Annotated in this window: 23 protein-coding genes and 1 riboswitch; of the genes, 5 read left to right on the plus strand and 18 right to left on the minus strand. The window is 71.1% G+C overall.

The genetic code is table 11. From position 1 onward, the window contains the following. Positions 1–244 (plus strand): ATP-binding cassette domain-containing protein (locus tag ABZX11_RS47125; RefSeq protein ID WP_354925503.1); only part of this gene is annotated, 244 nt, incomplete at its 5' end. Here ABZX11_RS47125 and ABZX11_RS47130 read toward each other — a convergent pair. From ABZX11_RS47130 to ABZX11_RS47190, 13 genes are all read right to left on the minus strand, one after another. After that, positions 148–1,773, minus strand: a complete 1,626-nt coding sequence (locus tag ABZX11_RS47130; RefSeq protein WP_354925506.1) for a penicillin-binding transpeptidase domain-containing protein — start codon at positions 1,771–1,773, stop codon at positions 148–150. The two genes, ABZX11_RS47125 and ABZX11_RS47130, sit on opposite strands and share 97 nt — an antisense overlap. A 75-nt stretch (positions 1,774–1,848) precedes the next feature. Beyond that, on the minus strand, positions 1,849–5,016 hold the full coding sequence (ileS, locus tag ABZX11_RS47135) for an isoleucine--tRNA ligase (RefSeq protein ID WP_176176400.1): 3,168 nt from the start codon (positions 5,014–5,016) through the stop codon (positions 1,849–1,851). 515 nt (positions 5,017–5,531) lie between these two features. Next, positions 5,532–6,116 (minus strand): hypothetical protein, encoded by a 585-nt coding sequence (locus ABZX11_RS47140; RefSeq protein WP_354925510.1) that lies wholly within the window; start codon positions 6,114–6,116, stop codon positions 5,532–5,534. Between the two features lie 119 nt (positions 6,117–6,235). Then, positions 6,236–7,090, minus strand: coding sequence for a DivIVA domain-containing protein (locus tag ABZX11_RS47145; RefSeq protein ID WP_091308822.1), 855 nt, complete (start codon positions 7,088–7,090; stop codon positions 6,236–6,238). Between the two features lie 53 nt (positions 7,091–7,143). After that, positions 7,144–7,422: a YggT family protein gene (locus tag ABZX11_RS47150; RefSeq protein WP_176178304.1), complete on the minus strand. Its 279-nt coding sequence runs from the start codon at positions 7,420–7,422 to the stop codon at positions 7,144–7,146. A gap of 115 nt (positions 7,423–7,537) precedes the next feature. Continuing rightward, positions 7,538–8,137, minus strand: a complete 600-nt coding sequence (gene sepF, locus ABZX11_RS47155; protein ID WP_176176398.1) for a cell division protein SepF — start codon at positions 8,135–8,137, stop codon at positions 7,538–7,540. A 100-nt stretch (positions 8,138–8,237) separates the two neighbouring features. Further along, entirely contained in the window at positions 8,238–8,951 is a 714-nt protein-coding gene (locus tag ABZX11_RS47160) for a YggS family pyridoxal phosphate-dependent enzyme (RefSeq protein ID WP_354925512.1), read from the minus strand. Between the two features lie 31 nt (positions 8,952–8,982). Beyond that, on the minus strand, positions 8,983–9,687 hold the full coding sequence (gene pgeF / locus ABZX11_RS47165; RefSeq protein WP_176176396.1) for a peptidoglycan editing factor PgeF: 705 nt from the start codon (positions 9,685–9,687) through the stop codon (positions 8,983–8,985). A 73-nt stretch (positions 9,688–9,760) separates the two neighbouring features. Continuing rightward, positions 9,761–11,062 (minus strand): cell division protein FtsZ, encoded by a 1,302-nt coding sequence (gene ftsZ, locus ABZX11_RS47170; protein WP_176176395.1) that lies wholly within the window; start codon positions 11,060–11,062, stop codon positions 9,761–9,763. A 244-nt stretch (positions 11,063–11,306) separates the two neighbouring features. Next, positions 11,307–12,062, minus strand: a complete 756-nt coding sequence (locus tag ABZX11_RS47175; RefSeq protein WP_176178302.1) for an anti-sigma factor — start codon at positions 12,060–12,062, stop codon at positions 11,307–11,309. Between the two features lie 11 nt (positions 12,063–12,073). After that, positions 12,074–12,679 (minus strand): ECF RNA polymerase sigma factor SigK, encoded by a 606-nt coding sequence (sigK, locus tag ABZX11_RS47180; protein ID WP_354925516.1) that lies wholly within the window; start codon positions 12,677–12,679, stop codon positions 12,074–12,076. Further along, positions 12,672–13,406 carry a DUF1365 domain-containing protein gene (locus ABZX11_RS47185; protein WP_176178303.1) on the minus strand — a complete coding sequence of 245 codons (735 nt, stop codon included), beginning with the start codon at positions 13,404–13,406 and terminating at the stop codon, positions 12,672–12,674. The genes sigK and ABZX11_RS47185 overlap by 8 nt, the downstream gene beginning before the upstream one ends. Then, on the minus strand, positions 13,400–14,668 hold the full coding sequence (locus ABZX11_RS47190) for an FAD-dependent oxidoreductase (RefSeq protein WP_176176393.1): 1,269 nt from the start codon (positions 14,666–14,668) through the stop codon (positions 13,400–13,402). Before ABZX11_RS47190 ends, ABZX11_RS47185 begins: the two co-directional genes overlap by 7 nt. A gap of 271 nt (positions 14,669–14,939) precedes the next feature. On the opposite strand from ABZX11_RS47190, the gene ABZX11_RS47195 reads away from it, so the two are divergent. Continuing rightward, positions 14,940–16,205, plus strand: coding sequence for a cyclopropane-fatty-acyl-phospholipid synthase family protein (locus ABZX11_RS47195; protein ID WP_354925520.1), 1,266 nt, complete (start codon positions 14,940–14,942; stop codon positions 16,203–16,205). Positions 16,206–16,207: 2 nt separating this feature from the next. Continuing rightward, entirely contained in the window at positions 16,208–16,969 is a 762-nt protein-coding gene (locus ABZX11_RS47200; protein WP_176176391.1) for a DUF1295 domain-containing protein, read from the plus strand. Here the strand turns inward: ABZX11_RS47200 and ABZX11_RS47205 are convergent. The 3 genes from ABZX11_RS47205 to ABZX11_RS47215 are packed head-to-tail and all read right to left on the minus strand — an operon-like array spanning position 16,956 to position 18,629. Next, a complete protein-coding gene (locus tag ABZX11_RS47205) occupies positions 16,956–17,462 on the minus strand; it encodes a DinB family protein (RefSeq protein WP_354925523.1) in 507 nt (168 codons plus the stop codon). The genes ABZX11_RS47200 and ABZX11_RS47205 overlap by 14 nt on opposite strands. A gap of 46 nt (positions 17,463–17,508) precedes the next feature. After that, positions 17,509–18,318 carry a YDG/SRA domain-containing protein gene (locus ABZX11_RS47210; RefSeq protein ID WP_354925526.1) on the minus strand — a complete coding sequence of 270 codons (810 nt, stop codon included), beginning with the start codon at positions 18,316–18,318 and terminating at the stop codon, positions 17,509–17,511. After that, positions 18,318–18,629: a helix-turn-helix transcriptional regulator gene (locus ABZX11_RS47215; protein WP_354925528.1), complete on the minus strand. Its 312-nt coding sequence runs from the start codon at positions 18,627–18,629 to the stop codon at positions 18,318–18,320. The genes ABZX11_RS47210 and ABZX11_RS47215 overlap by 1 nt, the downstream gene beginning before the upstream one ends. A 102-nt stretch (positions 18,630–18,731) precedes the next feature. Between ABZX11_RS47215 and ABZX11_RS47220 the strand changes: the two genes are divergently transcribed. Both ABZX11_RS47220 and ABZX11_RS47225 read left to right on the plus strand, forming a co-directional pair. Beyond that, positions 18,732–19,190, plus strand: a complete 459-nt coding sequence (locus ABZX11_RS47220) for a MarR family transcriptional regulator (RefSeq protein WP_176176389.1) — start codon at positions 18,732–18,734, stop codon at positions 19,188–19,190. Then, positions 19,177–19,611, plus strand: coding sequence for an OsmC family peroxiredoxin (locus ABZX11_RS47225; RefSeq protein WP_176176388.1), 435 nt, complete (start codon positions 19,177–19,179; stop codon positions 19,609–19,611). Before ABZX11_RS47220 ends, ABZX11_RS47225 begins: the two co-directional genes overlap by 14 nt. 56 nt (positions 19,612–19,667) lie before the next feature. Here ABZX11_RS47225 and ABZX11_RS47230 read toward each other — a convergent pair whose 3' ends face one another. Then, positions 19,668–20,162 carry a hotdog domain-containing protein gene (locus ABZX11_RS47230; protein ID WP_354925532.1) on the minus strand — a complete coding sequence of 165 codons (495 nt, stop codon included), beginning with the start codon at positions 20,160–20,162 and terminating at the stop codon, positions 19,668–19,670. Further along, entirely contained in the window at positions 20,159–22,387 is a 2,229-nt protein-coding gene (gene metE, locus ABZX11_RS47235) for a 5-methyltetrahydropteroyltriglutamate--homocysteine S-methyltransferase (protein WP_354925535.1), read from the minus strand. Before metE ends, ABZX11_RS47230 begins: the two co-directional genes overlap by 4 nt. Positions 22,388–22,485: 98 nt before the next feature. Further along, positions 22,486–22,696, minus strand: a riboswitch (cobalamin riboswitch). Positions 22,697–23,220 lie beyond the last annotated feature (524 nt).

Genomic DNA, 23,220 nt, shown 5'->3' on the forward strand with positions numbered 1-23,220 from the left:
CTTCACTGTCGCCGCCGGCCGTGTCGTCGGGCTGATCGGGCCCAACGGAGCCGGGAAGAGTACCTCACTGCACGGGTTGCCGTCCGACCCTCCAGGTACGCGGGCCGACTGCCTGAGTACGCGGGCCGACCGTCCGGGTACGCCGGGTCAGAGGGCCTTGAGGAACTTGGCGGCGAGCTGGACGGCCGGGCCCGAGTCGTTCGAGTTCTCCAGGACCACCGCGAAGGCGACGCTTTCGCGGTAGCCGACGAACCAGCCCGTCGCGTTCGAACCGTCGCCGAACTGGGCGGTGCCGGTCTTGCCGAAGACGGTGCCCGCTGAGGCCGCCGCGCGGCCCGTGCCGCTGGTCACCACCGCGCGCATCAGCTTCCGCACCTCGCCCAGCACCGACGACGGCGGTGGCGAGTAGCCCTTGACCACCGTGGTCGGCAGGTCGTGCCACAGCCGCGGCGTGATCGCCTTGCCGGAGGCGACCGTGGCGGCCATCAGTGTGCCGCCGAGGGCGCTGGCCTGGATCCGGCCCTGGCCGAAGCCGTCCTCGACCTGCTCGTCCTTGCTCGCCGCGGGCTCGACCTTCCCCAGCTCGCTCTTGATCCCGGGGATCTCGTAGTCGGCGTTGAGGCCCAGTTCGTCGGCCGCCTTCTTCAGCCCGTCCGCGGGCAGGTCGAGGGCGAGCCTGCCGAACGTCGTGTTGCAGGACCGCGCGAACGCGTTCTGCAGGGTGGTCGCCCCCAGCTCGAAGTTCTCGTTCTTCACCGTCCGGGTGCCGATCGTCGCGACGCCGGGGCAGTCGACCGGCGAGGTCGCGTTCAGGCCGCTCTGCTGGACCGCCGCCACGGAAGTCGCGATCTTGAACGCCGACCCGGGCTCGTACAGGCCGCTGAGCGCCTTCGGCGAGTTCCCGGCCGCGGCGTTCTGCGCGACGGCGAGGATGTCGCCAGAGCCGGTGTCGAGGGCGACCAGCATGGCCGAGCCCTGGTAGCCGTCCACCGCGGCCTGGGCGGCGTTCTGCGCGGCCAGGCTCAGGCTCGTCACCAGCGGCTTCGCCCCGTCGGACGCCACCTTCCCGAACAGCCGCTCCACGCTCTTGCCGCCGGTGTCGACGCGTTCGACGGCGAAGCCGTTGCCGGCCGCGACGGTGACCTGCCCCATCAGTGCCGAGCGCAGCAGCGGCGCCGGGTTGCCATCGACCATCCGCGGGCCGCCTGCCCCGCCCAACACCACCGGTTTGCCGTCCCGGTCGGCGACCGCGACGGTGTCCGGCGCGGCGGTGCTGATCACCAGCCGCTGCCCCGCCTCCAGCTTCGGGTGCACCAGCGACGGCGCCCAGTGGACCAGCCACTTCCCGCTGCTCTGCACGAGCTCGAACGACACGTCGTAGGTCCAGACCTGGCCCGGTTTGAGCGTCCACGACATGCCGAAGGTGCCGCCGGTCCGCTTGGCGCCGGCCGGGGCCGGCTGCAGCACGGTGAGCTTGGCGGCCACCGACGTCGGGTTGAGCGTGTTCCGCGTGGCACGCAAGGTGACCGCGGCGGCCGCGTTGTCGTCGGTGAGCCGGGCCGCGGCGGCCGGGTTGTTCTCGGAAACGTCCTGCAGGTACTCGGTGATCGCCGACTGCGGGTCGAGCGCGCCGGGGCTCTCCACGGCGGTCGCGCCGGTGGCGGCCTCAGGTGCCGAGCTCCCGCTGTTCAGCAGGAAGAACGCGGCCACCACGACCACGACGACGAGCAGGGCACCCCCGATCAGGATGCCGCGTCTCTGGCCAGGACTCATGGCAGTTCCCCTCCCCCAAGGAGCCACCCGTGGGTGGCCGGTCGAGTCTGCACCCTACCGGCCACCCACGACAATTCACGCCTTCGTCACCGACACCGTGACTTTCGTTCCGTCCCCGACCGTGCCGGCGAAGCCCTCGGCCACCGGGCCGTGGGTCACCGACGTCGCCAGCGTCTCGGACGCGAGGAACTCCTCATGCGTCCGGGCCGCTTCGACGACGTCGGCGGGCGCGTCGACGGTCAGCGCGATCCGGTCGGCGACGTCGAGCCCGGCGTCGCGACGCGCCTGCTGCACGACCCGGACCAGGTCGCGGACCAGGCCCTCGGCCGCCAGCTCCGGCGTCACGTCGGTGTCGATCAGGACCAGGCCGGACCCGCCGGGCAGTTCCGCCGCCGCCCCGCCGCCCTTGGCGACCAGCCGGCGCTCGAACTCGCCCTCCTGCAGCGCGATCCCGGCCGCGACCACCGCGCCGCCCTGGAACGACCAGTCCCCCGCCTTGACGGCCTTGATCACCGTCTGGACGTCCTTGCCCAGGCGCGGGCCGGCGGCGCGGGCGTTGACCGCGACCTCGAACCCGCCGTGCGCGGCGACGTCGGTGGTCAGCTCGACCGCCTTGACGTTCACCTCGTCCCGCAGGATGTCGGCGAACGGCTCCAGCGACGAGGCGTCCGAAGAAGACTCAGTCGCGACGACCAGCTTCGGTAGCGGCAGCCGCACGCGCAGCTTGTTGGCCTTGCGCAGCGACAGCGCCGACGACGCCACCTGCCGCACCCGGTCCATCGCGTGGACCAGCGCGGCGTCCGCGGGCAGGTCGTTGGCGTTCGGCCAGTCGCTCAGGTGCACCGAACGGCCGCCGGTGAGGCCGCGCCAGACCACCTCGGTGGTCAGCGGCAGCAGCGGCGCCGCGACCCGCGACGTCACCTCCAGCACCGTGTGCAGCGTGTCGATCGCGTCCTTGTCGCCGGCCCAGAAGCGGTCGCGGGAGCGCCGCACGTACCAGTTCGTCAGGACCTCGAGGAAGTCGCGGACGGTCTGGCACGCGCCCGCGACGTCGTAGTGGTCCATCGCGTACTCGACGTCGGTGACCAGCTCGTGCGTCTTCGCCAGGACGTACCGGTCGAGCACGTTCGGCGAGTCCGTGCGCCACTGGCCTTCCACGCCTTCGGCGTTCGCGTACAGCGCGAGGAAGTAGTAGGAGTTCCACAGCGGCAGCACGGCCTGGCGGACGGCGTCGCGGATGCCCTTGTCGGTGACGACGAGGTTGCCGCCGCGCAGGATCGGGCTCGCCATCAGGTACCAGCGCATGGCGTCGGAGCCGTCGCGCTCGAAGACCTCGTTGACGTCCGGGTAGTTGCGCAGCGACTTCGACATCTTCGCGCCGTCGGAGCCCAGCACGATGCCGTGCGAGACGCAGGTGCGGAACGCCGGCCGGTCGAACAACGCCGTCGCGAGCACGTGCAGCAGGTAGAACCAGCCGCGGGTCTGCCCGATGTACTCGACGATGAAGTCGCTCGGGTAGTGGTGCTCGAACCACTCGGCGTTCTCGAACGGGTAGTGCACCTGGGCGTACGGCATCGAACCGGAGTCGAACCAGACGTCGAGGACGTCCGGGACGCGGCGCATGGTGGACTGGCCGGTCGGGTCGTCCGGGTTCGGCCGGGTCAGTTCGTCGATGTAGGGCCGGTGCAGGTTGTCCAGCCGCACGCCGAAGTCCGCCTCCAGCTCGTCGAGCGAGCCGTAGACGTCGGTGCGCGGGTACTCGGGGTTGTCGGACTGCCACACCGGGATCGGCGTGCCGAAGTACCGGTTGCGGGAGATCGACCAGTCGATGGCGTTCTCCAGCCACTTTCCGAACTGGCCGTCCTTGACGTTCTCCGGGTACCAGGTGATCTGCTGGTTCAGCTCGACCATCCGGTCCTTGAACTGCGTGACCGCGACGAACCACGACGAGACCGCGCGGTAGATCAGCGGGTTCCGGCAGCGCCAGCAGTGCGGGTAGCTGTGGTCGTAGGTCTCGTGCCGCAGCAGCACGGCGCCCTGCTGCGCCGCGGATCCCGTGCCGTTCTTGAGGTCCCGCACGATGTTCGGGTTGGCGTCGAAGACCTGCTGGCCCTCGTAGTCCGGCACGGTCGCGTCGAACTTGCCGTGCGCGTCGACCGGCGTCACCGGCGGGATGCCGGCGGCGTCGGTGACGAGCTTGTCGTCGGCACCGTAGGCGGGTGCGATGTGGACGATCCCGGTGCCGTCGTCGGTGGTGACGTAATCGGCGGCCAGCACCTGGTGGGCGTTCTCGGTGCCGGTGAAGTACGGGAACGGTGGGGCGTAACGGGTTCCGAGCAGCTGCGTGCCGGTGTAGTGCGCGACGACCGTCGGCTCTTCGCCGAGCTCGCGCGCGTACGCGGCAACGCGCGCTTCGGCGAGCAAGAACCGCTTGCCGTCGTGCTCGACGACGACGTACTGGACGTCCGGGTGCACGGCCGTGGCGAGGTTGGACGGGAGCGTCCACGGCGTCGTCGTCCAGATCAGCAGGTAGGTGCCGTCGAGGTCATTGTCGTTGCCCTCCAACCGGAACCCGACCGTGACGGCCGGGTCCTGGCGGTTGCGGTAGACGTCGGAGTCCATGCCCAGCTCGTGGTTGGACAGCGGCGTCGCGTCGCGCCAGCAGTACGGCAGGACGCGGTAGCCCTCGTACACGAGTCCCTTGTCCCACAGGCGTTTGAACGCCCACAGCACCGACTCCATGTAGGTGACGTCGAGGGTCTTGTAGTCGTTGTCGAAGTCGACCCAGCGCGCCTGGCGGGTGACGTACTCGCGCCACTCGTCGGTGTAGCGGAGGACGGACTCCTGCGAAGCCGCGTTGAACTTCGCGATGCCCATCTCTTCGATCTCGGACGTCTCCGTGATGCCGAGCTGGCGCATGGCTTCGAGCTCGGCGGGCAGGCCGTGGGTGTCCCAGCCGAAGCGGCGCTCGACCTTGCGGCCCTTCATCGTCTGGTAGCGCGGCACCAGGTCCTTGACGTACCCGGTGAGGAGGTGGCCGTAGTGCGGCAGGCCGTTGGCGAAGGGCGGGCCGTCGTAGAAGACGTACTCGTTCTCGCCTTTTTCGCCCGCGGGGCGCGCGTCGATCGTCGCCTGGAAGGTGCGGTCGCTTTCCCAGTAGGCGAGGACCTGCTTCTCCAGGTCGGGGAACGACGGCTGCGACGGGACTCCTGCGCCGTCGCCGAGCTGGGCCTGGGGGTACATCCGGGTGCTCCTCGGTTCGTCTCTCGCGTACGGACGACCGGGCTCCCGGTCACCCACACGGGGACGAAACACGCTGCGGCGTTCCGCGGTACCACCCCGCTTGCCCGGCAGGTGCTCCCGGGCCGCTCATTCGACGGCTGTCACGGGCCGCACCCGTCCGGTTCTACTGAGAGCGGTGACGCTCGGTTCTTCCGGAGGCTCCCCGGTGATGGCCGGATCGACGCCTTGTTGCCTACCAGGTTAACCGGCCCGCGCAACCGGGTTGTCACGAGGGGCACACAGCCTGGCGAGGACCCCGGAACTCGCGTGACCCCGCACGTGATTCGTGTGATCCGGCCCGTGACTCGCGTGATTGAGGCCGTGACTCGCAAGTTCCGGCCCGGATCACACGAGTTCCGGTTTCGCTCACGCCGGTTCCGGCGGGAGTCACGCGAGATCCGGCGGGCATCACGTGTGTCTGGAGAGGCATCACGCGTGATTGAGGAGGCATCACGCGTGATTGGGGGTCGACGCGGTCAGCGGTGGGTGGCGACCAGGGCGGCGTCGGGGCGGCAGCGGTCGCAGGGGGTGAAGCCGAGCTGGCGGGCCTCGCCGACGCCGATCGGGATCGTGTCGCGGGGGCCGAGCCAGGGGCAGGTGCGGAGGTGGTAGCGGGGGTGCTCGTCGACCACCACGACCTCGTCCTCGAGGTCGGCCAGGATGGCGACGTCGGCCTCGGGGGTTTCTTCGACGCCCGGCTCGGCATCGGGGGTCGTTTCGGTCTCGGCGGAAACGTCCGGCTCGGCGACCGGCGGCGGCTCGGGCGTGTCGGCCGGGTCACCCAGGTCGCCGGCGGCCGGGATCAAGGTGGTCTGTTCCTCGGCAACCGGCTCGGCGGGCTCGGGCGCGGCGGGAGCGGCCGGTTCCGACGGGGCCGGTTCCGGGGCGGCCGGGCGCGCGGCAGCACGGCGACGGCGGCGCAGCCAGTCGGCGACCAGGATCAGCCCCGCCAGCACGGACAGGCCGATCGAAACCCACGCCCACAGCGACGAAGCCGTGATCAGCGCGGTGACGAGCAACCCCAGAGCCGCCAGTACCAGGACCAGGACGATGTAAAGCACGCTGCATTACAACACGAACGCCCCGGAAGCGGGCCACGACCCGCCCACGGGTGGTACCGGATCGACTCCGAACCGTGGCACACCCCGGAATCGGGGGATGCCACGGCCCGGGAAGGAACTCAGCCGGCTTCGGCGCGCGGGCCGAAGGAGTAGCCCTGGCCGCCGCTCGACGAACCGGACGACTGCCCGGAGTTCGACGACGCCGACGCGGGCGCCGCGGATCCGCGGTCGTCGAGTTCGCGCAGCTGGGACTCGAGGAACCCGCGCAGCCTCGTGCGGTACTCCCGCTCGATCGTGCGCAGCTCTTCGATCTTCTTGCCCAGCCCGCTCTTCTCGGAGTTCAGGCTGTTCATCGTCTCGGTGTACTTCCGCTGCGACTCGCGCTCCAGCGTGGTCGCCTTGTCCCGCGCCTGACGCTCGAGCGTCTCGGCCCGGGTCCGCGCGTCGTTCAGCATCGTGTCGACGCGGGTACGCGCCTCGTTCACCATCGAGTCGGACTTCGCCCGGGCGTCCGAGAGCAGCTGCTCGGACTTGGTGCGGGCCTCGGCCAACATCCCGTCGGACTCGGTCTTCGCCTCGGCGGTCAGCCGGTCGGCCATCTCCTGGGCCAGGCCCAGGACCTTGGCGGCCTGCACGTTCGGCTCGGTGCTGTCGCCGACCATCGAGTGCGCCTGGGTCTGCTCCATGGCGGACTGCGGCGGCGGCACCGGCGCCAGGCGCCGCGACGGCTCTTCACGCATCGGGGGCGCGCCGACGTTCGCCTTGGCGTTCTCCAGCTCGCTGCGGGTCGACTCGAGTTCCGCGTCCAGCTGTTCCATCTGCTGGCGCAGCTCGTTGTTGTCCTCGATCAACCGGGCCAGCTCGGTCTCCACCAGGTCGAGGAACGCGTCCACCTCGTCCTCGTTGTAGCCCCTCTTGCCGATGGGCGGCTTGCTGAACGCGACGTTATGCACGTCAGCGGGGGTCAACGACATCAGATCACCTCACGCACTCCATGGCCTGCAGGGTCCACTCCAAGTCTCCCCGATCAACTTGAAGGAGTCGCCAGTTGCATCGCGAAGAACACAACCAACAGCAGCACCATAATCGACAAGTCCAGTCCGACGCCGCCGATCCGGACCATCGGAATGATCCTCCTGAACAACCGGACCGGCGGGTCCGTCACTGTGTAGATGGTCTCGAGCGTGACCGCAACCCCTCCGGCCGGATGCCACTCACGCGCGAAGGTCCGGACGAGTTCGACCACGATCCGCGCCGTCAGCAGCAGCCAGAAGGCGAACAGCACGTACCAGACGACCAGCCACACAGCTTCCACGTACCTACTCTAACCGGGCGTCCTCTCCGAAGACGCAGTTGAGGGGGCCGACCCCGGGTCGGGTCGGCAAAGTCACGTCTGCTTGCGCTCAGCGGTCTTCCCGACTTCAGCCCCGCAAAAACAATCCGCCCTCGGCAATCCGCCGACGGTCTTCCGCGGTGACGTCCACATCGGGCGGTGAGAGAAGGAACACCTTGTTGGTGACCTTGTCCATCGATCCACGGAGCGCGAACGCCAGCCCGGCGGCGAAGTCGACGAGCCGCTTGGCGTCCGCGTTCTCCATCTCGGTGAGGTTCATGATCACCGGGATGCCCTCGCGGTAGTGCTCCCCGATCGCCCGCGCCTCCGCGTAACTGGTCGGGTGCAGCGTGGTGATGCGGCTCAGCGGGTCGCGCACCGGCTGGCGCACGACCGGCTCGACCACCGGGCGCAGGCGCGCCACCGGCTCCGGCTGACGGTCGACGGCCAGCGCACCGTGAACGGCCGGCTCGGAGCTGACCACGGAGCGTGACCGGCTGCGGCTGACGGGCTCGTCGTACGTGTCGTCGACGTCCCGGTACCGTGACCGCGACGACCGCGGAGCCGGCTCCTCGTAGGAGTCGTAGTCGTCGTCGTAACCGCGCCGGTAGCCGTCGCCGTCGTCGTAGCCGTCCTCGTCTGCGGGCACCATCCCGAAGTAGGCCTTCAGCTTCTGCAGCGCGCTCATGCCTCTCCCTAGCCCTAGCCGCTCCCGCACTGACTTTCGATCTCCACGCCGTCAGTGCCCCGTACGGGCGGACACGAAACGTGACGACCGCGCGGGCTCCCTACGGCGAGGCTAAACCGCGCCCACCGAGCAACGCGGTTCCGACACGCACACAGGTCGAGCCGTGCGTGATCGCCTGCTCGAGATCATGGCTCATCCCGGCGGAGACTTCTGCGGCATTCGGGTGATCTTTGCGCAAGCCCTCCCCCGCCCGAGCGAGGCGTTCGAAGGCCTCGGCCGGGTCCGCACCCAGCGGCGCGACGGCCATCAGGCCGCGAAGCCGCAGGTCGTCCGTCCGCGCGATGCGGTCGGCCAGCGCGGCCAGCTCGCCGAGCGGACAGCCGCCGCGGTCCGGGTCGTCGTCGAGGCTGGCCTGGATCAGCACGTCGAGGGGTTCGTCACGTATCTGGGCGTCGCGAGCTGCACGCACGGCCTTGGCGAGGGCGTCGGCGAGCCGGGCGGAATCGACGGACTGCACCTCGTGGGCCCACCCGACCACCGAGCGCGCCTTGTTCCGCTGCAGCCTGCCGACCATGTGCCACCGCAGGCCCGGGACCTCGGCGGCCTTCGGGCCTGCCTCCTGGTCGCGGTTCTCGCCGACGTCGGTGACGCCCAGCTCGGCGAGCAGGGCGACGTCGGAGGCGGGGCGGGTCTTCGTGATCGCGATCAGCTTGACCTCGTCGCGGGCGCGCCCGGCGGCCCGGCAGGCAGCGGCGATCCGCGCCTCGACCTGGCGCAGGTTCTCGGCCAGCTCGGCCTTCCGCACTGTGTTCATGCCGCCTCCGCGGGAAAAAGCACGTCGGCGGTCATGCCTCGATCCAGGTGATGCCCGCGATCCGGCCGGTGGTCCCGTCGCGGCGGTAGCTGAACAGCGTCTTGTCCTCGTTCGTGCAGCGCGGGTCGACGCCGATCTTGCCGACGCCCAGGTCGGCGAGCTGCCGCCAGAGCCCGGCGCGCAGGTCGAGCCCCGGCGTCCCCTTCCGGGTCTTGCAGGCGCTGCCGGGGACGTGCTTCTCGACGTCGGCGGCCATTGCGGCGGGGACCTCGTAGCAGTCGCCGCAGATGGCCGGGCCGAGCAAGGCCTCGATGCGCCCCACCTCCGCGCCGGCCGACTGCATGGCCTCGACCGCGGCCGGGACGACGCCGACCCGCGTGCCGACGCGGCCCGCGTGCACCGCCGCGACCACTCCCGCCTCCGCGTCGGCCAGGAGGATCGGGACGCAGTCGGCGACCAGCACCACGAGCGCGACCCCGGGCGTCGCCGTCACCAGCGCGTCGGTCGCTTCGGCGGCGGATGTCTCGGTGCCGTCGACGATCGTCGCGGTCCGGCCGTGGACCTGCTCCATCCAGGCGAGCTTGTCCTCGGCCAGGCCCAGCTCGGCCGCGAGCCGCTTGCGGTTGGCGTAGACGTTGCCCTCGTCGTCGCCGACGTGGTCGCCCAGGTTGAAGCTGTCGTAGGGCGGCCGTGACGCGCCGCCCGCCCTGGTCGTGACCACTCGCCGAACCCGCACGAATCCTCCTGACGTCAATGAAGGCCACCACCCACGACTCTAGTTCGCGGGTGATGGCCTTCAGAGGGTGTGGCTAGCGCCGCATGAACGGCGGGACGTCGACCTCGTCGTCCGACGGGTCGTCGTGCACCGGCATCGCGCGCCCGGGCAGGCTGCCCTGCGTGGCGTTGGAGCCGAGCGGCGAGTAGCCGCGCGAACCGCCGCCGGGCTGCGGGAGCCCGCCGGACGGCTGGGAGCCGGCCGGCGGCAGCGGCGAGTGCGACCGCGGCGGCGCCACCGGGTAGCCGGAGCTGCCCGCGGACGGCACCGGGGTGGCGCCCGACGGCGGCGTCGGCGGGTTCGAGACCTGCCCGGCCGACGCCGACGCGGTGGTGGACGCGCGGGAGCCGGAGCCGAAGGTCGACGGGTCGAGCTTCTTGTGCGTCGGCGCGCCGGCGTCGAACCCGGCGGCGATCACCGTGACACGGACCTCGTCGCCGAGGGAGTCGTCGATGATCGTGCCGAAGATGATGTTGGCGTCCGGGTGCGCGGACTCCTGGACCAGCGACGCGGCCTCGTTGATCTCGAACAGGCCCAGGTCGGAGCCGCCCGCGATGGACAGCAGCGCGCCGTGGGCGCCGTCCATCGACGCTTCCAGCAGCGGCGAGTTGATCGCCTTCTCCGCGGCCTGGATGGCCCGGCCCTCGCCGCGCGCCGAGCCGATGCCCATCAGCGCGGAGCCCGCGCCGGACATGACGCTCTTGACGTCGGCGAAGTCGAGGTTGATCAGGCCAGGGGTGGTGATCAGGTCGGTGATGCCCTGCACACCCGAGAGCAGCACCTCGTCCGCCGAGCGGAACGCGTCCATCAGCGACACGCCGATGTCGCCGAGCTGCAGCAGCCGGTCGTTCGGGATCACGATGAGCGTGTCGCACTCGTTGCGCAGCGCCTGGATGCCCTCTTCGGCCTGCTTGCCGCGCCGCTTGCCCTCGAAGGTGAACGGCCGGGTGACCACGCCGATGGTCAGCGCGCCCAGCTTGCGGGCGATCTGCGCGACGACCGGGGCACCGCCGGTGCCGGTGCCGCCGCCCTCGCCCGCGGTCACGAACACCATGTCGGCGCCCTTGATGACCTCTTCGATCTCTTCGCGGTGGTCTTCGGCGGCCTTCTGGCCGACCTCGGGGGCGGCGCCCGCGCCGAGGCCACGGGTCAGCTCGCGGCCGATGTCCAGCTTGACGTCGGCGTCGGACATGAGCAGTGCTTGCGCGTCGGTGTTCACCGCGATGAACTCGACACCCTTGAGGCCGACCTCGATCATGCGGTTCACGGCGTTCACGCCGCCACCGCCGATGCCGACCACCTTGATCACCGCAAGGTAGTTGTGCGGGGGCGTCATCGAAGTCCGCCTTCCTGATCGTTGTGCCCGTACAGCCCGCCGGCCGAAGATCGAACCCTCGACCTCAACCCCAGATCGAGAGTTATGTCAACCGCCGACGTTAGGCAGGACGGTAGGCACCAGGCAGGCTCTAATCCAGTAGGCACGCCGTGTGTCGCAAAGGTGTTTTGCCACAACACCTTCGAGCGCGCAAGAGCGACGGGCCGCGAGCACCGCCTTCGGCCGATCTGCTATGGCCTGCCGATCAGGCGGGCGCGGGCATGCTCATGAGGACCTCCGAAGGCGCTCCGGTGGCCGATCCACCGGGCGGTTCGACGCTCACCGCCACCTTGTCGGCACTCCCGACGCCGTCGGCGACGACTAGGCCGCCCTGGTCCGCGGCCGCGATCACGCCGGCCGAACGCGGCGCGTCCCGGCCGGTGATCAGCCAGGCTTCGTAGACCTTCCCGCCCGGCTGCGACGGCAGGCCCGCGTCCATCACCATCACCCGGTTCAGCGACCGCGACACCACGACCGTGACGCCGCCGCCGATCGGGGCTTCGCCGTGTGCGGTCTTCGCGTCCGGGGCCGCGAGCAGCGCCGCCACCGGCGCGAACTGCTGTTTCGCCTGGTCGAGCCGGCTCTGGGCGGTCTGCAGCTCCTGCTGCTGGGTCAGCGCGATCCCGCCGAAGACCCCGCCCGCGGCGAGCCCGACGACGGCCGCCGCGGCGGCCACGACGACCGCCCAGCGCGGGGCGCGCGCCGAGCGGCGGTGCCGGTCGGGCGCGCCGGGCCGGGTGCGCGGCGGCAGCTGGCGGGTGGCGTGCATGGCGGTCATGACGCGGTCCTTGAAGTGCGGCGGCGGCTCCTCGGCCATCGCCGCGCCCAGCCGGGCCGCGGTCGCCCGCAGCTCGGCGACCTCCTGCGAGCAGGACTCGCACTGCTCGAGGTGGCGGGCGAACTCCGCGCGTTCGACGTCGTTGACGGCGTCGAGCGCGAAGGCGCCGGCCAGTGTGTGCATCTCCGGCGTGCTCAAGCGGTCACCCCCAGGCAGTCCCGCAGGCGGATCAGCCCGTCCCGGAGCCGCGTCTTGATGGTTCCCTGCGGCGTCGACAGCACTTCGGCCACCTCGCGATACGTATAGCCCTGGTAGTAGGCGAGCAGCACGGACTCGCGCTGCAGGTCGGTCAGGAAGGACAGGCACCGGCGCACCTGCGAGCGTTCGAGGCGCGCGGTGACGGACTCGGCGACCTCGTCGAACGGGCGGCCGCGGGCGGCTTCGAAGGTCGCCTTCTGCTCGCGTTCGGTGCTCGCGCGCGCCGAGCGGACGCGGTCGACGGCCCGGCGGTGCGCCAGCGTCATCGCCCAGTTCAGCGCCGAGCCCTTGTCGGGGGCGTACCGCGTCGCGGTGCGCCACAGCTCGACGAGCACCTCCTGGGCGACCTCCTCGGACTGGGCCGCGTCCCGCACGATCCGCCGCACCAGGCCGTAGATCGGCCCGGCGAACTGGTCGTAGAGCAGCTCGAAGGCGCGCTCGTCGCCCTTCGCGACGCGCACCATGAGCTCTTCGGCCGTCGGCCCCGCCGGCGCTTCGGCGGGCACCGGCGCCAAGGGGCGCGGGCGGGCCTGCTCATCCATGCAGCTGTCCTCCGGCGGTCTGCGGGGTGCGCGGCACGACCGCGGCCTTCCGCAGCCACAGGGCGACGCCGTGGCGGCGGATCAGCGCGGACACCCGCTGCGGGAGCAGCGGCCGGGCCAGCACCAGCCGGGCCAGCCACCGCGGGTTCACCGGGCGGCGAACTCCCCGCAGCGTAGCGACCAGCGGCGTGGTGTTCTCGCGGCGGAGCGCCACGGTGAGGTCGAGCAGCGCTTCCGGGCGCGGCAGGCGCATCCGGTACTCGCCGTCCATCTCCTGGAACGGCGAGACGTAGAACTCCTTGGCCGCGCGGGCCCGGCCCGCCTCGTCCGGGTGCAGCAGGTAGGCGTGGCGGCCGCCGTAGGTGTTGTGCACCTCGGCGACGACGCACGCCAGCCGTCCGTCCGGCTCGTGGCACCAGTAGACGCTGATCGGGTTGAACACGTACCCGAGCACGCGGGCGGCGGCCAGCATCACGACCCGGCCGCCGCGCAGGTCGACGCCGCGTTCGGCGAGCCAGGCGTCCAGCTTTTCCCGGATGCCGCGGGGATCGCTCGCCACGAAGTGGTCCCGTTGGTCGAACCGCGCGAAGGGCCGCAGCCACCACGGCAGCCGCGGGAGGTCGTCCAGGTCGACGCGCCACAGGTAGACGCGGTGGGCGAACGCGTGCGGCGGGTCGATCCGCCGCACGTGCGCGACCGTGGCGTCGTAGAGCGCGTTCGTCACCAGGTCGCCCCCAGGCTCTCCGCGGCGCGGGCGCCCGAGGCGCAGCCGTCCTCGTGGAAGCCCCAGCCGTGGTAGGCACCCGCGTAGGCGAACACGCCGTCGTTGAGCTCGGGCAGCCGTCGTTGCGCGGCGACGGACTGCGGCGTGTAGACCGGGTGCTCGTACCGCATCCGCGCGACGACGTGCTCCTCGCCGGGGCCGTCGCCGGGGTTGAGCGTGACGACGTAGCCGGTCGGCTCGTCGAGCCGCATCAGGCGGTTCATGTCGTAGCTGACCTGGACCGCGCCGGTGGGCGCGCCGCAGACCGGGGCGCGGTAGTTCCACCCGGCCCTGGCGTCGGCGAGCGAGGGCAGCACGCTCGTGTCGGTGTGCAGCCAGGCCTCGTTCTCGGAGTAGCGGAACGCGCCGAGCACGTCCCGCTCGGCGTCGGTCGGGTCGGCCAGCAGGGCCAGCGCCTGGTCGGCGTGCGTGGCGACGACGACCTTGTCGACCCGGTGCGGGGTGTCGGCGTCGTCGCGGATCTCGACGCCGCCGGCGGTCCGCAGCACCGACCGCACCGGCGTCGACAGGTGCACGGCGGTCAGCTGCTTCGCGGCGAGCTCGACGTACTCGCGCGAGCCGCCCACGACGGTCCGCCAGGACGGCGAGTCCTTCACCGTGAGCATGCCGTGGTTGCGGAGGAACTCGAACAGGTACCGCGCCGGGTACCGCAGGGTGTCGGCGCGGTCGGCCGACCACACGGTGGACACCAGCGGCAGCATGAAGTGGTCGACGAAGTAGCGGGTGTAGCCACCGATGGCGAGGAACGCGCCGAGGGTGACGTCGCCGGCGTCCTCGGCCGCCAGCAGCCGCCGCGCGTGCCGGTGGAACCGCTTCACCTCGGCCAGCATCCGCAGGTACCGGCCGCGGACGGCGTTGCCGCGCTGGGCGAAGAGCCCGGCCAGGCCCTTGGCGCCGGCGTACTGCAGGCCGCAGCCGTCGCAGCGGATGCTCATCGACATCTCGGTGTCGCGGGTGGCCACCCCCAGCTCGCCGAACAGCTTCAGCAGGGTCGGGTAGGTGCGCTCGTTGTGGACGATGAAGCCGGAGTCCACCCCGACGGTGCCGCCGTGGGTGCTCGGCACGTCGTGCGTGTGCGCGTGCCCGCCCAGCCGGTCGTCGGCCTCGAACAGCAGAACTTCGTGCTTGCGTTGCAGCAGGTATGCCGCGGTCAGGCCGGCCACCCCGCTGCCGATGACACCGATGCGTTCTCCCGTGATCTCCACACCGGTGCTTCGGGACCGCGGCCCGGCCGGATTGCCGCGGGCGGCGACCAATCCCGCCCGGCGGCTCCGGCCCACCCACCGGCGGCGGCCGAGAGCCACCCCGCCGCCCCGTACCGCGAGGGTCGGTTCGCGTACCTGGAGGGTCGGACGGTGAGCCGACCCTCCGGGTACGCCGTCCGGCTCCCCGGGTACGCGAGCCGACCCCTCGGGGTACTCCCGGCCGCGCGCAAGAGGGACCAATCCACCCGGGCAGGCAGAGCGAATCCCGGGCATGCCGCACACCACCACCGCGCACCACCTCGCTTCGTTCGCCGCGAAACTCCTCGGCGGGCCCCTGCCCGTGGGCCTGCGGACCTGGGACGGCACCCGCGCCGGCCCGGAGGACGCGCCCACCGTCGTGCTCCGCAACCGCCGGGCCCTGCGCCGCCTGCTGTACGCACCCGGTGAGCTGGGGCTCGCCCGCGCGTACGTCACCGGTGACCTCGACGTCGAAGGAGACCTGGCGGACGGCTTCCGCCGGATCTGGGCCCTCACCCGCGCGGGGGAGCTCAACCGGGCCAAGCTGGGCCCGCGCGAGTGGGCCGAAGCCGTCCGGCTGGCCGCCCGGCTCGGCGTCGCCGGGCTGCCGCCGAAGCCGCCCGCCGAAGAGGCCCGGCTGTCCGGGAAGCTGCACAGTTTGCTGCGCGACCGTTCCGCCATCGCCCACCACTACGACCTGAGCAACGCCTTCTACCAGCTGCTGATGGACGAGTCGATGGCGTACTCGTGCGCCTACTTCACCTCCGAGTCCCAGAGCCTCGAACAGGCGCAGCACGACAAGCTGGAGCTGATCTGCCGCAAGCTGGGCCTGCGGCCGGGCATGCGGCTGCTGGACATCGGCTGCGGCTGGGGCTCGCTGGTCGTGCACGCGGCCAAGCACCACGGTGTCGAGGCCGTCGGCATCACGCTGTCGGCCGAGCAGCTGCAGCACATCCGCGGCCGGCTCGCCCAGCACGACCTCGAGGACCGCGTCGAGGTGCGCCGCCAGGACTACCGGGAGCTGCCGGACGGGCCGTTCGACGCGGTCGCGTCGATCGAGATGGGCGAGCACGTCGGCGAGGTCAACTACCCGGCGTACGCGGCGACGCTGCACCGCATGGTGAAGCCGGGCGGGCGCGTGCTGCTGCAGCAGATGTCCCGCGGGAACGTCGCACCCGGCGGCGGCGCGTTCATCGAGCGGTACATCGCGCCCGACATGACCATGCGCCCGGTCGGCCGGACGATCGACCACCTGGAGACCGCGGGCCTGGAGGTGCGGGACGTCCACGCGCTGCGCGAGCACTACGTCTGGACGGTCCGGGCCTGGGCGGCCACCCTGGAGGATAACTGGGCCGACGTCGTCGCGCTCATCGGGGAAACGGGCGCGCGGGTCTGGCGGCTGTACCTCGTGGGCGGGGCGCTGGCGTTCGAGGAGAACCGGATGGGCGTGGACCAGATCCTGGCCGTGCGGCCCGACCAGCACGGCCGGAGCGGCCTGCCCGCGACGCGGGAGTGGTGACGATGCCGCAGCTGCTCGTCACGGCCGCCGTCACGCTCGTGGCGGTGGCCGTGACCTTCGGGATCGCGCGGGCGCGCAAGCGCTACGACACGATCGACACGTTCTGGGGGCTCGGCTTCGCGATCGTCGCGGTCGCCGCGTTCCCGTTCGGCGACGGGCCGCTTTCGCTGCGGCTGGTGGTGGTGCTGCTGACGGTCGTCTGGGGCGTGCGGCTTTCGGTGCACCTGCACCTGCGCAACCACAAGCTGCCGGAGGACCCGCGGTACGCGCGGATGGGCCACGGGCCGGCGAAGATGTTCGTGCGCGTGTACCTGTTCCAGGCCGTGGTGCTGTACTTCGTCTCGCTGCCGGTGCAGTTCGCCGTGGACGGCACCGGCATCGGCGTGCTCGGCTGGCTCGGGATCGCGGTGTGGCTGGTCGGCTTCGCGTTCGAGACGATCGGCGACGACCAGCTGCGCCGGTTCAAGGCCGACCCGGCCAACCGCGGCCGCGTGCTCGACACCGGGCTGTGGCGCTACACGCGGCACCCGAACTACTTCGGCGACGCGTGCGTCTGGTGGGGCCTCTACCTGCTGGCCTGCTCGACGTGGCCGGGCGCGGCGACCATCCTCTCCCCCGTGGCGATGACGTTCACTCTGGCCCGCGGGACGGGGAAACCGTTGCTGGAGAAGGGCATGGCCCGCACGCGCCCGGCGTACGCCCACTACGTCGAGCGGACCAGCGGCTTCTTCCCGCTGCCGCCGAAGAAGGTCACTCCCCGGTGAGGCCGTCGGTCAGTTCGCGCAGCACGTCGAGGTGGCCGACGTGCCGCGCGGTCTCCTCGATCATGTGCGCGACGACCCAGCGGACGTTGAAGGTCTCCTCCTTGTGCGTCACCTCGTCGTCGAGGCCGTGTCCCGCCACGATCTCGCGGCTGCGGGCGCACTGTTTTTCGTAGTCCGCGAGGAGCTGCTCCACCGAGGTCCCGGGCGGGATCCGGAACTCCGCGTCCGGGTCCTGCTCGAGCTTCTCCTCCCAGGTGTCCTCTTCGCCGGCGACGACCACGCCGAACCAGAACCACTCGTTGAGCGTGAGGTGGGCGACGAGCCCGGCGACGGTCATCAGCTCGCTGGGCAGGTGCGCCTGGCGGGACTGGGCTTCGGTGAGGCCGCCGGCCTTCCAGGCGACCGTGGCGCGGTGGTAGTCGAGCAGGCCGGTGAGGATTTCGCGCTCGCCGCCGGTGAGCGGCACCTCGGGGCGCTTCGGTCGTTCGGTCATGATCGTGACTCTGCCAGACGGGTCCGACACTTCCGGCGGGGATCGGTCACCCGGTCGTCTGCGCGCGGTGCCGGAGTTCGGCCGGTGAGCCACATCTGACCAGCGCGAACCGGCATACCTGCCACCCGGCCGAGACAGTCTCGCTCCACGCGCCGATGACGCTGTAGTAGCCGTCATAGTGGTACTCGACCGATCCGGACGGCACCTGCGGACAGGACGGTCCGCCGTGACGCACGACTCGCACGGGACGTTTCGACTGCCAACTGGTGTATAACGCGGCATTGCCCGGAGCTTCGAACGTCTGATCCGCGACCTGGGCACCACGCGAATCACGGCCCCCGTGCCCCGTGTAGACGATAAAGTCGCCCGTGAGCAGGTCGGCAGACTCGCCGACGACGATCGACTCTGCTCCGCGCCGCGGCGTACCCACGATGCCGGCCTGCAGTGCCCGGTGGATTCCTGACGCCCTCAGTTCGTGCCGGGAGCGGAAAACGGCGCCCTCCGTGAAAGCGATCCCGGCAGGCAACGACAGCGGAGGTCGCTTGATCGGCTTCGCCGGCTCGAGTTCCTCCTCGACACGGTTGCCCTTCTTCTTCGAACGCAGCCGTCGCCGAAGTTCGGAGATCCGCGCCGCGACGCCTTCGAACAGCGCCGTCTCCAGTTGCGACGCAACCCAGATCGGCTTCTTGACGTATGGAACTTCGTGAAGTTCGGCCATGAGTTCGCGCCGGCGATCGTGCCCGCGCGGATAGAGCAGCACGATAAGCCGTAGGCAGAATCCCGGAGCGAAGCCGAACAACAAGATCGCCACGAGAAGCTCCGGCCACACCCGGGCGAGATCGAGGAGTTCCGACATCAAGCGAACCGTCCGATCATCCCGGTGAACCGGACGTCCCGCCGCGCCGACTCGAGGACGGCGCCGAGTTCCGCGCAGCCTTTCTCAGTCAGCTCGTAGTACCTCCTCGGAGGACGCTTCTTCCCGCGTACGGCCGTGGTGTCCTCCCAGCCGTCGGTCAGCCATCCCTCGTCGAGCATGCGCGCAAGCATGGGATAGAGGACTCCGGAACGAACACCGGCACGTTGCGACAGGTCGTATCCCCACTGCCGCGCCGATGGTTGCTCCATCAGCGCGGCCGCCACTTGCACGAGCGAGTGCGTCTTCCGCATGAGTCTTATTCTACATAGGTAGATCTAGGGTCGCACGCCATCCCTCCAACTCTCGACCCCGATACCTTGCGCACGATGTAATCGTGGACTAGGTTTACGGACGTGTCCGACGAGTTCCTCCTTGACGAGCAAACCTGCTTCGCGCTGTACGCAGCGTCGCGGGCCGTGACGGACGCGTACCGTCCGCTGCTCGGCGAGCTGGACCTCACCTACCCGCAGTACCTGGTGCTGCTGGTGCTCTGGGAGTCCGACGCCCGGCCGGTCAAGGAGATCGGCGAGGCGCTGCACCTGGACTACGGCACGCTTTCCCCGCTGCTGAAGCGCCTGGAGGCCAACGGGCTGGTGACGCGGGCACGGCTGCCCGCGGACGAACGCACGGTGGTGGTCAGCCTGACCGAGAAGGGCCGGGCCACGCGCACCCGCGCGGCCGGCGTCCCCTCGGCGATCGGCTGCGCGCTGGGCCTCGACGACGCTTCCCGGCGCGAACTGATGGCAACCCTGCGGCGGCTGACGGCGTCGGCCACCGCCTACACCCATGGAGGCCCTGATGCCCAGCCGTGACGCGACCACCCACTGGGTCGGCGGACTGAACAACGGGAAGGGCGAGGTCACGCTGGACTCGTCCAACGCGGGCACGTTCAGCGTGTCGTTCCCCACCCGCGCGGGCAACCCGGACGGCCAGACGAGCCCCGAGGAACTCATCGCGGCGGCGCACTCGTCCTGCCTGGCGATGAACCTGTCGGGCGTGCTGGAGTCCCAGAAGCTCACGGCGGACTCGATCGACGTGAGCGCGGAGGTGACCCTCGGCCCGGCCAAGGGCGGCGGCTTCGAGATCAGCGGCATCGCGATCACGCTGCGCGCGTCGATCCCGGGCGTGACGGCGGAGCAGTTCGCGGAGTACGCGGAGACGGCGGAGAAGACCTGCCCGGTGTCGAAGGCGCTCGCGGGCACGACGATCACCATGGACGCGGCCCTCGCCTGAGGATTCCGTTGCACGGCTGGTGTGCGGGGACCGGAAGCCCCCGCACACCAGCCGGTTCACGCGACCGTTCGTGACGCCGTGATCGCCGCCCGGCGAGCGAGCCTGTGGTTCCGGCGGATACCCGCCTCGGCGTACCGGCGGCGGTCCTCCTCACTCTCCGGCAGCACCGGGGGTACCGGCCTCGGCCGTCCCCGCTCGTCCACCGCCACCAGCACCAGGTAGGCCGACGCCACGTGGACCGGCGGCACCGACCGGTCCCAGCGGTCCGCCGTCGCGCGGACGCCGATCTCCATCGATGTCGAGCCCGCCCAGTTGACCTGGGCGTGCAGGTGCAGCACGTCGCCCACGCGGAGCGGTACGCGGAACACCATCTCGTCCACCGACGCCGTCACCGACGCTCCCTCGGAGTGCCGGGCCGAGACCACTCCGGCCAGCGAATCGACCAGCTTCATCAGCACCCCGCCGTGCACCGTGCCCATCAGGTTCGTGTCGTGGTCGTCCATGATCTGCGACAGCGTCAGCCGGGACGCCGACGTCGGCTTGCCCCTCACGCGAGCTCCGCCCGGACCTCGCGCACGGCCGCGACCAGGTTCCGCAGCGCTGCCTCGACCTCCCGGTAGCCGCGGGTCTTCAGCCCGCAGTCCGGGTTGACCCACACCCGCCCGGCCGGCACCGCGCCGATCGCGGTGCGCACCAGCGTGCCGATCTCGGCCGCGTCCGGGACGCGCGGCGAATGGATGTCGTACACGCCCGGCCCGATGCCGCGGCCGAACTCCGCCAGCTCGGTGAGCACCGCCATCTTCGAACGGGCCGCTTCGAGGCTGGTCACGTCGGCGTCCAGCGCGTCGATCGCCGGCAGGATCTCGCCGAACTCCGAATAGCACAGGTGGGTGTGGATCTGGGTGGCCGCGGCCGCCCCCGACGTCGCCAGCCGGAACGCCGACACCGCCCAGCGCAGGTAGTCCTCGTGGCCGGGCCGGCGCAGCGGCAGCAGCTCCCGCAGCGCGGGCTCGTCGACCTGGATGATCCGGATGCCCGCCGCTTCGAGGTCGCGGACCTCGTCGCGGACGGCGAGCGCGACTTGGCGCGCGGTCTCGGCCAGTGGCCGGTCGTCGCGGACGAACGACCACGCGAGGATCGTCACCGGCCCGGTCAGCATGCCCTTGACCGGCTTGGCCGTCAGGCTCTGCGCGTACCGGGCCCAGCGCACCGTCATCGGCGCCGGGCGGGAGACATCGCCGAAGAGGATCGGCGGGCGGACGCAGCGGGAGCCGTAGGACTGCACCCAGCCGTGCCCGGTCGCGGCGAACCCGGTCAGCCGCTCGGCGAAGTACTGCACCATGTCGTTGCGCTCGGGTTCGCCGTGCACGAGCACGTCGAGCCCGAGGTCCTCCTGCAGCCGCACCACGCGTTCGACCTCGGCGCGCATCGCCGTCTCGTACGCGGCGTCGTCGAGCTTCCCCGCTTTGTGCGCGGCGCGCGCCTTCCGGACGTCGGTGGTCTGCGGGAACGAGCCGATCGTGGTGGTCGGCAGGGGCGGCAGCCCGAGCACGGCCCGCTGGGTTGCCGCGCGCTCGGCGTACGGCGGGCGGGCCGTCTCCTCCGGCGCTTCGGAACGCTCGCGGACACCGGCCGCCGCCCGGTCCGCGACCGCTTGCCGTGCCGGCGAAAGGTCGGCGTCCTCGCCGCGCAGCGCCCGGCCGAGCAGCACCACCTCGTCGACCTTCTGCCGGGCGAAGGCGAGCCAGCCCCGCACCCGCGGCGGCAGCCCGTGTTCGCGCTCGACGTCGTACGGGACGTGCAGCAGCGAGCACGACGTCGCCACGCTGACGGACTTCGCCACGCCGAGCAGGGTGGCGGCCCGGCCGAGGGCGCGGTTCGGGTCGGTGCGCCAGACGTTGCGGCCGTCGACGACCCCGGCCAGTACCTCCTTGTCCCGCAGGGCCGGTTCCGCCGCCACGGCGTCCACAAAGGACTCGTCACTGACCAGATCGACGCCGAGCGCTTCGATCGGCGCACGGGCCAGCACGCCGAGCGCGCGCCCGAGGTGACCGTAGGAGCCGGTGACCAGCAGCTTCGGCCGCGCGGTCTCCTTGCCGAGCCAGTGGTAGGCGCGGATCAGCGCGTTCAGCTCGGCTTCGGTGCGGTCGGCGGCGAACGCGGGCTCGTCGAGCTGCACCCAGCCGGCGCCGGCCTCGCGCAGCCGGCGCAGCAGGTCGGCGTACCGCGGCAGCAGCGTGTCGAGCAGCTCCAGCGGCCGGAAGCCCGGGGCCGTGGACTTGGCCAGCAGCAGGAACGTCACCGGCCCGAGGAGCACGGGCCGGGTCTCGATGCCCAGCGCCTTCGCTTCGAGGTACTCGTCGAGCGGCTTGGTCCCGGCCAGGGTGAACGTCGTGTCCGGGCCGAGTTCCGGGACGAGGTAGTGGTAGTTCGTGTCGAACCACTTGGTCAGCTCCAGCGCCGGGGCGTCCTGGCCGCCGCGCGCGGCGGCGAAGTAGGCGTCCAGTGGCGGCAGCCCGCCGAACCGGCCGGGCAGAGCGCCGAACAGATCGGCGGTGTCCAGCACGTGGTCGTAGTGCGAGAACGTGTTGGAGGGTACGGAGTCCAGCCCGGCCGCCGCCAGCGTGCGCCAGGTACGTTCCCGCAGGTCACGGCCGGTGCGCAGCAGCGTGGCCTGGTCGATTTCGCGGGCCCAGAAGCGTTCCAGGGCGCGCTTGAGTTCCCGGTCCGGGCCGATCCGGGGGTAGCCCAGCACCGTCGTGCCGATGTCGGTCACAGCTCTCTCCTCGCGAGCTCGTTCCACCCGAGTCCGAGCACGCGAAGGAGCCGCGTTTCGGTCGTGCCCATCCCGCGAGGCCCGGACTCACGCACGCCGTCGGCGCGCGTACCACGGGCAGGTCTTCGGACTCGTGGGCGCCGAGCTCAGGTCTACCGGCCGTCGCTTCCCGGGCGCACCCAGTGCTTGACCACTTCCGTGGTGACGGCTTTCGTTCCCACACACCGCTGCGGGGCAGTCCCGGATTCGCACCGGGTTCCCTGTTGCCTCACCCACGCGCATCGCCGCACCCGGGTGAACCAGTGGCACCCCCACCCTAGCGCGCGACAGCCACCAGCCGCCGCAGGTCTCGCGGCAGTGGCGAAGGTGACAACGGTCCCGGCAAGCCGACGCAACCAGCGCTTGTAACCAAAGAAGCGAGGTGGTCATCCCGTCGCCTGAGGCCGTCAAATCACTTTGAGCCGGGCCCGCAACCGAGAGCGCGAAGTGGGCTGGCTACGCAAGCTTGCGGGCCCGGCTCAAAGTGATAGGCCTCAATCAGGCGACGGGATGACCACCTCGCGACCCGACTCCAGAACCGGTGGCCGGGAGCGGTAGTTGTGGTCATCCCGGAGCCTGCCTGTCCGGCGAGGACGATCTTTAGAGCCACGGCAGAACACTTGCGCGCCGCTTCTGCCGTGGCAGAGCTCTGCCGCGGCACGGAAGCGGGTCCGACCTCCCCCGCCCCTCCGTTCGGATTTTCAGCCGCCGGACGGGTTTGTCAAGGCGGGAAAGCGTGCCTTGACAAACCCGCCCGCCGGCTGAAGGGACAGCTGGGATGAGGGGCGGGGGAG

The sequence above is a fragment of the Amycolatopsis sp. NPDC004169 genome, assembly GCF_040610315.1.
In the GTDB taxonomy this organism is placed as follows: domain Bacteria; phylum Actinomycetota; class Actinomycetes; order Mycobacteriales; family Pseudonocardiaceae; genus Amycolatopsis.